At 48.2% G+C, this 14,732-nt stretch carries 10 protein-coding genes, 1 tRNA gene and 2 rRNA genes (1 of these 13 running past the window's edge); 12 read left to right on the forward strand and 1 reads right to left on the reverse strand.

Going from position 1 to position 14,732, the window contains the following annotated elements:
• The 11 genes from MKY48_RS00390 to MKY48_RS00440 form a co-directional block, all read left to right on the forward strand.
• A 23S ribosomal RNA gene (locus MKY48_RS00390) occupies nt 1–2,414 on the forward strand; it begins 512 nt to the left of the window's first position.
• 66 nt (nt 2,415–2,480) lie between these two features.
• Nucleotides 2,481–2,597: ribosomal RNA gene (rrf, locus tag MKY48_RS00395) — 5S ribosomal RNA — on the forward strand.
• Between the two features lie 422 nt (nt 2,598–3,019).
• Entirely contained in the window at nt 3,020–4,477 is a 1,458-nt protein-coding gene (gene guaB / locus MKY48_RS00400) for an IMP dehydrogenase (protein WP_339269244.1), read from the forward strand.
• Nucleotides 4,478–4,629: 152 nt separating this feature from the next.
• Entirely contained in the window at nt 4,630–6,048 is a 1,419-nt protein-coding gene (locus MKY48_RS00405; protein ID WP_339269246.1) for a D-alanyl-D-alanine carboxypeptidase family protein, read from the forward strand.
• A gap of 163 nt (nt 6,049–6,211) precedes the next feature.
• A complete protein-coding gene (pdxS, locus tag MKY48_RS00410; protein WP_215163952.1) occupies nt 6,212–7,093 on the forward strand; it encodes a pyridoxal 5'-phosphate synthase lyase subunit PdxS in 882 nt (293 codons plus the stop codon).
• A gap of 15 nt (nt 7,094–7,108) precedes the next feature.
• A complete protein-coding gene (gene pdxT / locus MKY48_RS00415) occupies nt 7,109–7,696 on the forward strand; it encodes a pyridoxal 5'-phosphate synthase glutaminase subunit PdxT (RefSeq protein ID WP_339269249.1) in 588 nt (195 codons plus the stop codon).
• 189 nt (nt 7,697–7,885) lie between these two features.
• Nucleotides 7,886–9,169: a serine--tRNA ligase gene (gene serS, locus MKY48_RS00420; protein ID WP_076326360.1), complete on the forward strand. Its 1,284-nt coding sequence runs from the start codon at nt 7,886–7,888 to the stop codon at nt 9,167–9,169.
• Between the two features lie 73 nt (nt 9,170–9,242).
• A tRNA-Ser gene (locus tag MKY48_RS00425) sits at nt 9,243–9,331 on the forward strand.
• Nucleotides 9,332–9,501: 170 nt separating this feature from the next.
• Nucleotides 9,502–9,843, forward strand: coding sequence for a hypothetical protein (locus tag MKY48_RS00430; protein ID WP_076326361.1), 342 nt, complete (start codon nt 9,502–9,504; stop codon nt 9,841–9,843).
• A gap of 107 nt (nt 9,844–9,950) precedes the next feature.
• Nucleotides 9,951–10,100 (forward strand): spore protein, encoded by a 150-nt coding sequence (locus tag MKY48_RS00435; protein WP_076326362.1) that lies wholly within the window; start codon nt 9,951–9,953, stop codon nt 10,098–10,100.
• Between the two features lie 307 nt (nt 10,101–10,407).
• Nucleotides 10,408–11,493: a hypothetical protein gene (locus tag MKY48_RS00440; protein WP_339269253.1), complete on the forward strand. Its 1,086-nt coding sequence runs from the start codon at nt 10,408–10,410 to the stop codon at nt 11,491–11,493.
• 87 nt (nt 11,494–11,580) lie between these two features.
• On the opposite strand, the gene tadA is transcribed toward MKY48_RS00440, so the two are convergent.
• Nucleotides 11,581–12,018 (reverse strand): tRNA adenosine(34) deaminase TadA, encoded by a 438-nt coding sequence (tadA, locus tag MKY48_RS00445; protein ID WP_339273343.1) that lies wholly within the window; start codon nt 12,016–12,018, stop codon nt 11,581–11,583.
• Nucleotides 12,019–12,437: 419 nt separating this feature from the next.
• Here tadA and MKY48_RS00450 point away from each other — a divergent pair, with 419 nt between their 5' ends.
• Complete coding sequence (locus MKY48_RS00450) at nt 12,438–14,732, forward strand: ATP-binding protein (RefSeq protein ID WP_339269255.1); 2,295 nt, start codon at nt 12,438–12,440, stop codon at nt 14,730–14,732.

The raw sequence follows: 14,732 nt of genomic DNA on the forward strand, positions 1-14,732 counted from the left end.
GAGGGAAAGGTGAAAAGCACCCCGGAAGGGGAGTGAAATAGATCCTGAAACCGTGTGCTTACAAGAAGTCAGAGCCCGATCTATGGGTGATGGCGTGCCTTTTGTAGAATGAACCGGCGAGTTACGTTCCCATGCAAGGTTAAGGCGAGAAGCCGTAGCCGCAGCGAAAGCGAGTCTGAACAGGGCGAGTTAGTATGTGGACGTAGACCCGAAACCGTGTGATCTACCCCTGTCCAGGGTGAAGGTGCGGTAACACGCACTGGAGGCCCGAACCCACGTATGTTGAAAAATGCGGGGATGAGGTGGGGGTAGCGGAGAAATTCCAATCGAACTCGGAGATAGCTGGTTCTCCCCGAAATAGCTTTAGGGCTAGCCTCGGAATGAGAGTCGTGGAGGTAGAGCACTGATTGGGTGCGGGGCCCGCAAGGGTTACCAAGCTCAGTCAAACTCCGAATGCCATAGACTTATATCCGGGAGTCAGACAGTGAGTGCTAAGATCCATTGTCAAAAGGGAAACAGCCCAGACCATCAGCTAAGGTCCCCAAGTGTGTGTTAAGTGGGAAAGGATGTGGAGTTGCACAGACAACCAGGATGTTGGCTTAGAAGCAGCCACCATTTAAAGAGTGCGTAATAGCTCACTGGTCGAGTGACTCTGCGCCGAAAATGTAACGGGGCTAAACACACCACCGAAGCTATGGCTTGATGCTTTGCATCAGGGGTAGGGGAGCGTTGTATGTAGGTTGAAGGTGTACCGTAAGGAGCGCTGGACAGCATACAAGTGAGAATGCCGGTATGAGTAACGAAAAGATCAGTGAGAATCTGATCCGCCGAAAGCCCAAGGTTTCCTGAGGAAGGCTCGTCCGCTCAGGGTAAGTCGGGACCTAAGGTGAGGCCGAAAGGCGTAATCGAAGGACAACAGGTTGAAATTCCTGTACCACCGTAAACCGTTATGAACGATGGGGTGACGCAGGAGGGTAGTGACGCGGACTGATGGATGTCCGTCCAAGCAGTGAGGCTGATGTGTAGGCAAATCCGCACATCGATAAGGCTGGGCTGTGATGGGGAGTGAAAATTATAGTAGCGAAGGTCATGATCTCACACTGCCAAGAAAAGCCTCTAGTCAGGTGAAGGTGCCCGTACCGCAAACCGACACAGGTAGGCGAGAAGAGAATTCTAAGGCGCGCGGAAGAACTCTCGTTAAGGAACTCGGCAAAATGACCCCGTAACTTCGGGAGAAGGGGTGCCTCGGTAGGGTGAATAGCCCGAGGGGGCCGCAGTGAAAAGGCCCAAGCGACTGTTTAGCAAAAACACAGGTCTGTGCGAAGCCGTAAGGCGAAGTATACGGGCTGACGCCTGCCCGGTGCTGGAAGGTTAAGGGGAGCGGTTAGGAGCAATCCGAAGCTGTGAACCGAAGCCCCAGTAAACGGCGGCCGTAACTATAACGGTCCTAAGGTAGCGAAATTCCTTGTCAGGTAAATTCTGACCCGCACGAATGGCGTAACGACTTGGGCGCTGTCTCAACGAGAGATCCGGTGAAATTTTAATACCTGTGAAGATGCAGGTTACCCGCGACAAGACGGAAAGACCCCATGGAGCTTTACTGCAGCTTGATATTGGATTTGGGTACGATCTGTACAGGATAGGTGGGAGCCTTTGAAGCATGAGCGCCAGCTTGTGTGGAGGCGACGTTGGGATACCACCCTGATCGTATCTAGGTTCTAACCTGGTACCGTAATCCGGTACGGGGACAGTGTCAGGCGGGCAGTTTGACTGGGGCGGTCGCCTCCTAAAGAGTAACGGAGGCGCCCCAAGGTTCCCTCAGAATGGTTGGAAATCATTCGAAGAGTGCAAAGGCATAAGGGAGCTTGACTGCGAGACCTACAAGTCGAGCAGGGACGAAAGTCGGGCTTAGTGATCCGGTGGTACCGCATGGAAGGGCCATCGCTCAACGGATAAAAGCTACCCTGGGGATAACAGGCTTATCTCCCCCAAGAGTCCACATCGACGGGGAGGTTTGGCACCTCGATGTCGGCTCATCGCATCCTGGGGCTGAAGTAGGTCCCAAGGGTTGGGCTGTTCGCCCATTAAAGCGGTACGCGAGCTGGGTTCAGAACGTCGTGAGACAGTTCGGTCCCTATCTGTCGTGGGCGTAGGAAATTTGAGAGGAGCTGTCCTTAGTACGAGAGGACCGGGATGGACGTACCGCTGGTGCACCAGTTGTTCCGCCAGGAGCATGGCTGGGTAGCTACGTACGGAAGGGATAAGCGCTGAAAGCATCTAAGCGTGAAGCCCCCCTCAAGATGAGATTTCCCAATTCGTAAGACCCCTTGAAGACCACGAGGTAGATAGGTTGGAGGTGGAAGTGCAGCAATGCATGGAGCTGACCAATACTAATCGGTCGAGGGCTTATCCAAAACATATTTCAATGTGCTGCAAATTCGTTTCGTATCTAGTTTTCAGGTGATCAAGCATCTGAACCGTTTGGTGGCGATGGCGGAAGGGTTCCACGCGTTCCCATACCGAACACGACCGTTAAGCCTTCCAGCGCCGATGGTACTTGGACCGAAGGGTCCCGGGAGAGTAGGACGTCGCCAAGCGAACAACCATAAAGACCGTTATCGATTACTCGATAACGGTCTTTTCCTATATTCAATAGCATGTATTTATGAAATCGAGACTATCTCGTACCAGGTTGGGTGATACTAAACGACAGCTATTCATTGGACCTCTAGGAAATGCCTTAAGGGATTGGCATATTGGCAGACGAGGCTTAAACGCGGGTGATTCTCCATTTAATAGAAGAAACCCGCCGTTTGTCCATTCCTAAGGGACAGGATAACGCGCTGGATGGATACTTGCGAACTTCGGGCAAAGGGCGAATTTCAATCCTTGACAGCCTATGGGCCCTTTGCTAAGATGGCAATAATATATTTCTGAAAATACTTGAAAATGCCGTCCGGTCCAGCTCTGACAGTAGTTGTAGTCCGCAGGAAGACGACAAAAAGGAGGAATAACCCAGGTGTGGGAAGATAAGTTTAGCAAGGAAGGCTTCACTTTTGACGATGTATTGTTGGTTCCTAGAAAATCCGAGGTACTTCCAAAAGAAGTGGATGTTAGCACCAAATTGAGCGAGCATGTGAAATTAAACATCCCGCTCATCAGTGCTGGGATGGACACCGTAACGGAAGCTCCTTTGGCAATTGCCATTGCTAGAGAAGGCGGAATCGGCATTATTCATAAAAATATGACCGTTGAGCAACAGGCAGAAGAGGTTGATCGGGTTAAACGTTCGGAAAGTGGTGTTATTACGAATCCTTTTTCCCTCCATGCTAATCATCTTGTATCCGATGCAGAGGAGCTCATGGGTAAGTTCCGGATTTCCGGTGTACCGATCGTAGATGAGAACAATAAGCTGATCGGGATTTTGACGAATCGTGATCTTCGTTTTGTTCATGACTACAATACGGTAATCAGTGAAGTGATGACCAGCGAGAATCTGGTGACAGCTCCGGTCGGAACGACTCTTCAAGATGCCGAAATGATCCTACAGAAGCATAAGATTGAGAAGCTGCCTTTGGTAGACGATGATAATGTTCTTAAAGGACTTATCACCATTAAAGACATTGAGAAGGCGATTCAGTTCCCTAGAGCAGCTAAGGACGCTCAGGGTCGCCTGCTTGTAGGTGCAGCGATCGGAATCTCCAAGGATACCTTCGAAAGAGCAGAGGCGCTTGTGAAAGCTGGCGTAGACGTCATTACCGTTGACTCCGCCCACGGTCATCACATCAATATCATTGACTCCGTTCGCAAACTGCGCGAAGTGTATCCGGATTTGACGATTATCGCTGGTAACGTGGCTACAGGCGAGGGCACAAGAGAGCTTATCGAAGCTGGTGCATCCGTCGTTAAAGTCGGAATTGGGCCTGGATCGATCTGTACGACCCGTGTCATTGCCGGGATTGGCGTACCGCAAATCACAGCAATTTATGACTGTGCAACGGTTGCTAAGGAGTATGGAGTGCCAATTATCGCAGATGGCGGTATCAAATACTCAGGCGAAATTACGAAGGCGATCGCAGCCGGTGCAAATGCCGTTATGCTGGGCAGCATGTTTGCCGGTACGGAGGAGAGCCCAGGCGAAGCTGAGATCTATCAAGGACGCCGTTTCAAGGCTTACCGCGGTATGGGTTCCCTTGCTGCCATGAAACAAGGCAGTAAAGATCGTTATTTCCAAGATGACGACAAGAAATTGGTTCCGGAAGGTATCGAGGGTCGTGTTGCTTACAAAGGGCCTTTGGCAGATACTATCCATCAGTTGATCGGTGGATTGCGCTCCGGGATGGGCTATTGTGGTACGGAAAACCTGGAGGAACTACGGACGGACACCCAGTTTATCCGTATCTCTGGCGCAGGACTTCGTGAGAGCCATCCGCATGATATCCAAATTACCAAAGAAGCACCTAACTATTCCTTGTAATTCACTCGAAAGAACAAGGATAAACAATATATGTCATTTATTTCCTGGACAGGCTGGATGAAATTCATCTAGCTTGTCTTTTTTTGATACCCCCCCTATGATAGAATAGAACAAGTTAATGACTTATTGAGAATTAGAGGGGAGTAGTTCCATTGATAGACATGTCTGTAAAGAAGAATAAGCGACAACGCATTCAAAGAACGTTGGCATCCTTGATGCTGTTTAATATACTTTGTTTCTCTGCTGCACCTGCGGTTTCACTCGCGGCACCTAATTTGCTGGCAACAGCGGATACAACGAACGCCACAGAGGACAAAGCAACAACCGAGAAGGCGACAACAAATAATGCGAAGCCGGATAAAGTGCCATCGATTGATCAGCTTGGACTGGATGTAAGCTCTGCCGTATTGATAGAGCCATCAACAGGACAAGTCCTACTATCCGTTAATGCTGATGAGGCATTACCACCGGCGAGCATGACGAAGATGATGACGGAGTACATTGTTGCAGAGAAAGTGAAGCAAGGCGAATTGGCTTGGGATGATGTGGTCACTGTAGGGGAGAATGCAGCCAAGACAGTAGGATCACGCATATTTTTGGCTGAAGGCGATCAACATACAGTGGAAGAACTCTACATAGCAATGGCTGTTGGTTCAGCGAATGATGCTACAGTAGCATTGGCGGAACGTGTGGCTGGTTCCGAAGCGGAGTTTGTTACCATGATGAACGATACGGCGAAGAAGATGGGACTGAAGACGGCTTTCTTCATTAATTCAACTGGCCTCAGCCGTGCTGATATGCCAGAGAAATATCGCCCTGCAGAAGATAAAGAAACGGTAATGTCGGCAATGGATACCGCTTTACTTGCTAAATATATTGTCGAGGATCACCCTGATTTTGCAAGATTCACAGCAATACAATCCCACAAATTCCGGGATCGAGATACGAATCCGATCATCAACTACAACTGGATGCTTGAAGCCAATAAAGATATTACCAACTTCAAGAAATATGCTTATGAAGGATTGGATGGTTTAAAAACAGGTCATACCAATGCGGCTAAGTATTGCTTCGCGGGTACCGCTGAGCGTGATGGCATGCGGCTGATTAGTGTGGTCATGGGTACGAAATCCGAAGGAGCCCGTTTTGTAGAGTCCAAAAAAGTCCTTGATTACGGCTTTGACAACTTCGAAGTGAAGGAAGCTCAAGCTGCCGGTGCAACCGTGCAAGGCTTTGAAAACGTCGAAGTGAAGAAGGGTAAAGGCAAGGAAGCTGCACTCGTAACCGATAAAGCAGTCACTTTTGTTGTACCCAAAGGCTCAACAGGCAAGAACATTACCTTTGAAGCCAAGCAGGACTCCTCCAGCTTGACAGCTCCTGTTGCTAAGGATACGAAGGTTGGTACGGTGACCTACACATATAAAATAGAAGGTATGAAGGACACCCAGACCGAAACGGTAAATCTAATCACTGCGGAGGAAGTTGAGAAGGCAGGCTGGTTCAGTTTGTTCCTGCGGGCGATTGGAGACTTTTTCGCTGATTTATTTGATTCCATCAAAAATCTTTTCTAACCACCGATAAATTCCGAGTAAATGGGTTGTGTATTTGATTTTGATGCGGTAAAATATCAAGTTAGATTCATTGCAAGCATGCACCTATACAGGTACAGACTAGGTCGCCAGGTAATGCTGTAATGGCGATGAGATACAACATATAATCGGGAGGCTAGGGGACATGGAAACAGGAACATCAACTGTAAAAAGAGGTATGGCGGAAATGCAAAAAGGCGGCGTCATTATGGACGTCATGAATGCGGAACAAGCGAAGATCGCTGAAGCTGCCGGTGCAACGGCAGTTATGGCGCTGGAGCGCGTTCCTTCCGATATTCGCGCTGCTGGGGGAGTAGCACGGATGGCTGACCCAACCATCGTTGAGGAAGTCATGAAAGTTGTATCCATTCCAGTTATGGCCAAAGCTCGTATCGGTCATTATGTCGAGGCGAAAGTGCTTGAATCTCTTGGCGTGGATTATCTCGACGAGAGTGAAGTGCTGACACCGGCGGATGAAGTGTTCCATATCGATAAATGGGATTTCACGGTACCGTTCGTATGCGGTGCGAAGGACCTCGGTGAAGCGCTTCGTCGTATTGGTGAAGGTGCATCCATGCTCCGTACGAAAGGCGAGCCGGGAACAGGTAATATCGTGGAAGCCGTTCGCCATATGCGCCTCATCAACAGTCAAATCCGTAAAGTTCGTAACATGTCGAAGGACGAGCTGTATGCGGAAGCGAAGAACCTCGGTGTTTCCTTTGACCTCCTGAAGGGCATTCATGAGACAGGCAAGCTGCCTGTCGTTAACTTTGCAGCTGGCGGCGTGGCAACACCTGCAGATGCCGCATTGATGATGCATTTAGGCGCTGACGGCGTCTTTGTTGGATCCGGTATTTTCAAATCGGACAGCCCTGAGAAGTTCGCTCGTGCGATTGTTGAAGCGACTACGCATTATGATGATTATAAATTGATTGCTGAAGTATCCAAGAACCTGGGTACTCCGATGAAAGGCATCGAGATATCCAAGCTTAGTCCAGCTGAGCGTATGCAGGATCGCGGCTGGTAAGAGAGAAGGGGTAACATGAAGGTCGGAGTACTGGCACTTCAGGGTGCCGTTGCAGAGCATATACGGAGCATTACGCTTGCTGGTGCCGAGGGGGTGCCGATTAAGAAGGTCGAGCAGCTAGACTGCATTGACGGCTTGATCATCCCTGGCGGCGAGAGCACCACCATCGGCAAGCTGATGCGCAAGTATGATTTTATGGATGCGATTCGTCAGTTCTCAGCCCAGGGTAAACCGATATTCGGAACATGCGCCGGACTGATCGTGCTGGCTGAGCGAATTCAAGGCGACGAAGAGGCTCATCTGAAGCTGATGGACATTACGGTGGCGCGGAATGCATTTGGACGTCAGCGTGAAAGCTTCGAGACCGATTTGCCTGTAAAAGGAATCGAGGAACCGGTACGGGCTGTCTTCATCCGTGCGCCGCTCATTCTAGAAGTGGGTGCGGGCGTTGAGGTCCTGTCCACTTATAAGGATGAGATCGTCACAGCCAGACAAGGACATCTGCTCGCAGCTTCCTATCATCCGGAGCTGACGGACGATTACCGACTTCATCAATATTTTGTGGAGATGGTTCGATCGCAGTCTACGGCACCACAGACGTAATAGTTACAGTAGAAGACATCTTGACTCTTTGGCAGTATGTGGGAGTCAAGTTGTCTTTTTCGCTGAAATACAATAAGATGTATCGTATGTAATAACGTACAATGCAGCCTTGTCCCAAGGCTTTTTATCAACATATAGGGCAGCTGCTTCGATATACTTGATGGATGTTTTACTTTAGGAGGGTTTCCCGTGTTAGACGTAAAAATATTGCGCAGCGAGTACAGTCGTGTAGAAGAAGCGCTGAAGAATCGAGGCAAATCGCTTGATCTGATTGCGGATTTTCCTAAGCTTGACGCCCGGCGCCGGGAATTGCTGCAGGAAAGCGAAAGTTTGAAGAATCGCCGCAACACCGTGTCGGCTGAAGTAGCTAAGCTGAAGAAGAATCGTGAGAATGCCGATGATCTGATTCTGGAAATGCGACAAGTGTCAGACCAGATTAAAGCGATGGATGAGGAAGTTCGTGAGCTGGAAGCCAGCATATCCGAGCTTACTTTGGCGATTCCGAATATCCCTCATGAGAGTGTGCCGGTTGGCGCTTCGGAGGAGGAGAACGTGGAAATCCGCCGCTGGTCGGAGCCAAAAGCTTTCGATTTCGAGCCTAAGGCACACTGGGAGCTTGCTCAGAATCTGAGTATTTTGGATTTTGAAGCAGGTGCGAAGGTAACGGGTTCACGATTTACGTTCTACAAAGGTTTGGGTGCTCGTCTTGAGCGGGCCTTGATCAGTTTTATGATGGATCTGCACAGCGACAAACACGGCTATGAGGAAATGCTGCCTCCATATATCGTCAACCGGGACAGCTTGTACGGAACAGGACAACTGCCTAAATTCGAAGAGGATTTATTCAAAATTAGCGATACCGACTACTATCTGATCCCAACTGCTGAGGTTCCTGTGACGAACTATCATCGCGAGGAAATCTTAAATAGTGAGGATCTGCCTAAATATTACGTAGCGTACAGCTCATGTTTCCGTTCGGAAGCCGGCGCGGCAGGGCGTGACACACGAGGGCTCATTCGTCAGCATCAGTTCAACAAGGTTGAGATGGTGAAGATTGTACACCCGGAAACATCTTTTGATGAGCTTGAGAAGATGACGGCGGATGCGGAGCGTGTGCTTCAGCTGCTGAATCTTCCTTATCGCGTAATGGCTCTCTGTACCGGGGATATGGGCTTTGGATCCATGAAGACATACGATCTGGAAGTTTGGCTTCCAGAGAGTGGCGTATACCGTGAAATCTCCTCATGTTCGAATATTGGGGACTTCCAGGCTCGCCGTGCCAACATTCGCTTCCGTCCGGAACCGAAGAGCAAGCCGGAATTTGTCCACACCTTAAATGGTTCCGGGCTTGCGGTAGGACGTACCGTCGCTGCGATTCTGGAGAATTATCAACAGGCCGATGGATCCGTAGTTATTCCCGAAGTACTTCGCCCGTACATGGGGAACGTTAGTATCATCGAACAGAAAAAATGAGTTGATAAAATAGTTTGTCTTGTGGTATAATGATTTTTGCACGTGATTCATTTTGCATGAATCATTACCACGTGGAGAGGTACCGAAGCGGTCATAACGGGGCGGTCTTGAAAACCGTTAGGGTGCAAGCCCACATGGGTTCGAATCCCATCCTCTCCGCCATACATAATCAAACGCAAGCCGTTTCCTTTAAGGAATCGGTTTTTTTTATTGTCTTTTTTACTAGAGGAAGGTATTGATTGTTCTGTTCTGCAGTAGGTTTCTGCTTTATGGAGGCTGCTGTATAAAACATCCCCTGTTATCGCAATTTATAGAGAAGGGGAGGTGTGAACATGAACTCAGAACTGAATGTAGATCAGTCGACGCTGGTCAATGCCTGGCAGGAAAGGCTGTCCACCATATTAAAGCCGGGAGATCGCGCAGAAGTGGCAGCAGACGAAGGGGATCCGAACGCCATCCGCATTCACATTGATGCAGCAGGTCGCCAGGATTATTCGTTTGATTTTCAATGCACGTATGTGGATTCGCGGGAAGTGAAGGTCGATCTGGTCGATGTAGAGCGTGAGGGTGCGACGACGGATGAGCGTAATGAGAATATTCAGGGCATGGTGGGCGACTATACGCGCCATATTCATGAGTGTGCCCAAACGCTGCAGCAAATCACGCATCACTAGTTCCATGAATGAGTGAGACAGTTTCCATACTGTCCTTCATGATGTGGACATCAAAGGTAGGATAGGCGTAGGACATCGTTGTGATCCATGAAATGGAGGGCTATCAGATGAGCAAACCAAAGGCGATTCCGGTACCGGAAGCACAGGAGCAGCCGAAGCAGCGCAAGGACCCTGACCGTGGGGGCCAGGAGCCGCTGTCAGGCTCGCACAGAGCGAAGATCCGTAAACAGGATGGACATTTTAATCCGGAGGGCTAGAAGCCTGTAGGAGCCAAATACGGAGAGGCTAGAAAGCAAGAATCGAGGGAACTTCCTGTATTTCGACAGGAAGTTCTTTTTTTCGATTTGAAACCTTTTGCGTCCAACTTCCGTATTAGTGTTCAAGTGTAATATTTTGGGGCCCCACCTTATTCGCATGTTAAGAAGTTTAAATTTAAGATGGATGGAAAAAGAAAGGAAATAAAATTTCAGTAAATATTCCAGAAAGTGTTTCTCATTTTGGTTAAATGGTTTATGATTAGAAGGTCTGTTATTTTTTTGACTGTTAGAGGGGAGAGAAATTTTAATGAACAAGAAGTTTGCAGCTATCATGCTGACACTGCTGCTCACAGTGACAGTTGTACTTTCCGGCTGCGCCAAAAAAGAAGAGCCTAAGGCAGCGATGACGAATGCTGCCACGAACGCGATGAAGATGACATCCTACGAAATGAAGAGTAAATTTGTCATTGAAGACCTTCAAGTTAACATACCTGCAGTTGAAGGCGATCCAAGCGTAACACAGGCGATGACGATGTTGAAGAATGCTGAGGTTACGCTGGACGGTATCTACCAAGCGGATCCAATGCAAACCGAGATGAACATGGGTATCAATCTGAAGGGTGACATGGCAATGTCCTTCAACATTGATATGGTGATGACGAAAGAGAAAATCTACGTTAAGATTCCAAGCATTCCAATGCTGCCATTCCCAGAGGACGTTGTTGGTAAGTTCCTCGTTATGGATATGAAAGAGCTTGCTGAGCAATCCGGTGAAACATTTAATCCGGAAAGCCTGGATACCGAGAAATCCCAAAAATTCGTAAACGAAATCCTTGAAGCTTTGCTGAGTGAATATGACCAAGCGAAATACTTCAAAGAGATCAATGTTAAAGATGCTGGCCTTCCAGAAGGCGTGGATGCCAAACAAGTGGTTCAATTCTTTGTAACCAATGATAACCTGAATGAAGCATTGGATATTATGGTAAACAAGGTTGCACCTAAGGTTGTTGACATTGCAGCTAAAGACGAGTACCGCGAAATGCTCGGTCTGACCCAAGAAGATATCGACTCTGCTAAAGCTGAAGTTTCCAACGTTAACCAAGACGAATTCAAAGCGGGCTTGGAAGAGATGCAGAAGTATCTGAAGATCAACACATTCAACATCAACACGGCTATCGATAAAAAGGATTTCCCTGCATATCAGGATATTGTGTTGAACGTTGATTTCAATGATCCAGAAACGAAAGAGAACGTGAAGTTGGCTGTGAAGGGTAGCACCCAATACAACAACATCAACGCTAAACAAGAGTTCAAAATCGGTATTCCAAAAGATGCTGATGTCATCACGATGGAGCAATTTGAGGAATCCATGAGCCAAATGGGCACTTATTAATATCATTCATCGTAGACAACAAAACCCGGCCATCATGGCCGGGTTTTTACGTTTCTATACATATTTATACATACAACTATACAAGGATTATATTTTCCCGCGCAAACGTCGGAAGAACTGAGTGAGTAGTGATGCGCATTCTTCCTGCAGCACGCCCTCAATCACGTTAGTACGGTGATTAAAACGCGGTTCTTGAAGCAAATTCATCAGTGTGCCGGCACAGCCGGCTTTGGGATCGCGAGTGCCATAGATCAGCTGTGGGACCCGCGATTGGACGATAGCACCCGCACACATGGGGCAGGGCTCCAGCGTCACGTACAATCGGCAGTCGAGCAGCCGCCATGCTCCAAGATGTTTGCTTGCCTCACGGATAGCCACCATCTCGGCATGGGCCGTCCCATCATAAGTCGTTTCACGCAAATTGTATCCACGGCCAATAACCTCATCACCCCGCACGATGACAGCGCCGATAGGAACTTCGCCGAGCTCTTCGGCTTTCCGTGCTTCCGCGATGGCTTCTTTCATCCAGCGTTCATGATTATCGTTATCCACAGCCAGTGGGTCTATTGAATTTGATATCAAACTAAAGTCTCCTTTCACAGCCCGTTAAAACCCTGTATTTATACCCAATGTTCAACGAACATTTATTCGTTTGTTAACATGTTGTGGACAGAATTGTGGACAACCGAGATGTTATGCACAAAGTTATGCACATTATCCACAGATAAGTTGTGTATTTGTGCGCAATCTGTGGATACGTTGTTTTTTACCGGGAATGGCCTCTTATATTGTAAGGATTCCCTATTTCAATAGCAATGCGATTGTGGAAAAAAAACCATATAGCCGTAAAGCTGCTTGTCTTTTCAAACGTTCGTGATCAAGGTATCATGAGGGTATTAGATTCGCAAGTCGTCTATGTGACAGCAGAAAGGTGAAGATGCCACTTGTCGATTAAGACGAAATTATCGATGATCATGTCCATATCGGTATTATTTATTCTTCTGCTCAACATTACGCTGAACTATTACACAACCCAGGAAAATTTGCAGCAGGATAGTGAAACCAAAATGGTGATGGCCGCTACTCAGATCGCCATCACGGTCCAGCAAACCGGCTTTAGTTCTGCATATGTGGATAATATATTCGGTGATATGCTGAAGGTAGCCGCGGTCAATGCGGCAAAAGCTTTGGATCCGGATATTAACAATATAACCAATCAGCAATTGGTGGAATTGAGTAAAGAGATCGGCGTCACCCACATATCACTATTGGTCCGGACGAATGATGATGTCGTTGTTGCCCGATCCTCCACTCCAGATGAAATCGGCCTTTCAACAAAGAACTGGGGGTACTGGCATACGGCTTTTCTGGAATTGTTCCAGTATGGTAAAGTCGTCTCCGTTACCGAGGGTCAGCGCGCCGATCATTTTTGGTCAGGACCGTTTGAGTTTTCCACATCCAATCCGGAATTCATTGATAAATGGGGATACTATTACGATAGCAAGCGCAATTATATTATTGATCCCTACATAAGGAATTCGAATATCAAGGACTTTGTGAAGATTACAAGTCCGGATACGGTTGTGAAGGAGACTTTGAAGTCGAATCCGCGAATATTAGAAGTAACAGGCATCAACCCTGAAACGTTTGGCAATGAATATATGAGAGAAGATGGAACGGATGATGTTCACCACAAGCTTCGCAATCGACCGATTACATTCGGCACCTACGACTATGGGAGCCTGGACCAAGATGCGGAAGCTGTGCAGAGGGCCGTTTCTACCGGCGATAATGTGGTGTTTGTCAGTACTATCAATAACAAGAAGGTGCTAAAAAGCTTCATCCCCATCGTAACCGAAAATAAACCGACCAGTGTCATCAGTGTCGTCATGGATTATGAAGCCATCTCCTCCGTGATGAGGGAGCAGATGATCAGTCTTGTGGCCATTTCATTGGTTTTATTGGAAATCGTGATATTCGGCAGTTATATTGTTGCAGGGTATTTTACCAAGCCGATTCAGGCCATCCTGGGGACGGTAAACGATGTGTCGGATGGTCACTTTGATCGAAGGTTGGAGGTAAGCAGCCGGGACGAGCTGGGGCAGCTTGCGGGTCGAATCAATGCGATGACACGTAATCTGGGCAACTATACGAGCCAGTTGAAGCAAATGGTCGATGAGAATCAGTCCGTTAAGGAATATCTGGAGTCGGTCATTAATCAGACAGCAGATGCCATTCATACAACCGATACCTATGAACGGGTTATTAGTGTGAATAAAGCGTTTGAGCAATTGTATGGTTGGAAAGCGCACGAAGTGGTTGGACGGAAGCCTGCACTTGTGCCTCCGGCCAAGGAGGAAGAAGAAAAGGAGCGCATCCGTCGCCTGCGAGCCGGGGAACGGCTTCCTCCGGTGGAGACGATCCGTCTTCACAAAGATGGAAGCACGATCGAGGTCAGTATTAGCACCTCGCTGGTGCATGATGAGAACGGTGAGGTCACCTCCATGATTAGCGTGTCTCGGGATGTGACGGAACGCAATCGGATCGAGGAGCTGCTGCGTCGTTCGGAGAAACTCAATACCGTTGGCCAGCTGGCTGCTGGCGTTGCTCATGAGATCCGGAATCCGCTTACGACCCTCCGTGGATTTCTGCAGCTCCAGCAGCAGACCCACAAGGTTAATCCGGACCATATTGATCTAATGCTGTCGGAGCTGGATCGAATTAACCTCATTGTCAGTGAATTTCTGATATTAGCGAAGCCGCAGGCGATTCATTTCCAAGAGAGGGATGTACGACTCATCATGGGAGATGTCATTTCATTCCTCGACAGCCAAGCTCATTTGTACGGCATCGAGTTCAAATTGAAATTTACTGATGAACTTACCAACGTACACTGTGAGGAGAATCAGCTCAAGCAGGTGTTTATCAATTTGCTCAAGAATGCGATTGAAGCGATGCCCGATGGCGGCAGTATCTGGATTGAGCTTTCAAGGCCGAAGGGCGAATGGGTACAAATCGATATTCGGGATGAAGGGCAGGGCATACCGGAAGATCTGATGCCGCATCTTGGCGAACCGTTTATTACGAATAAGGAGACGGGCACAGGGCTAGGATTGATGGTAAGCCAGCGTATTATTCAGGGTCACCGGGGTATGATGGAAATCGAGAGTGAAGTAGGTGTGGGCACGAAGGTGAGTATAGTTCTGCCTGTAGTCCAGCCGAATGCTATTGAGAATTAA

The sequence above is a fragment of the Paenibacillus sp. FSL W8-0187 genome, assembly GCF_037969755.1.
In the GTDB taxonomy this organism is placed as follows: Bacteria; Bacillota; Bacilli; order Paenibacillales; family Paenibacillaceae; genus Paenibacillus_AQ.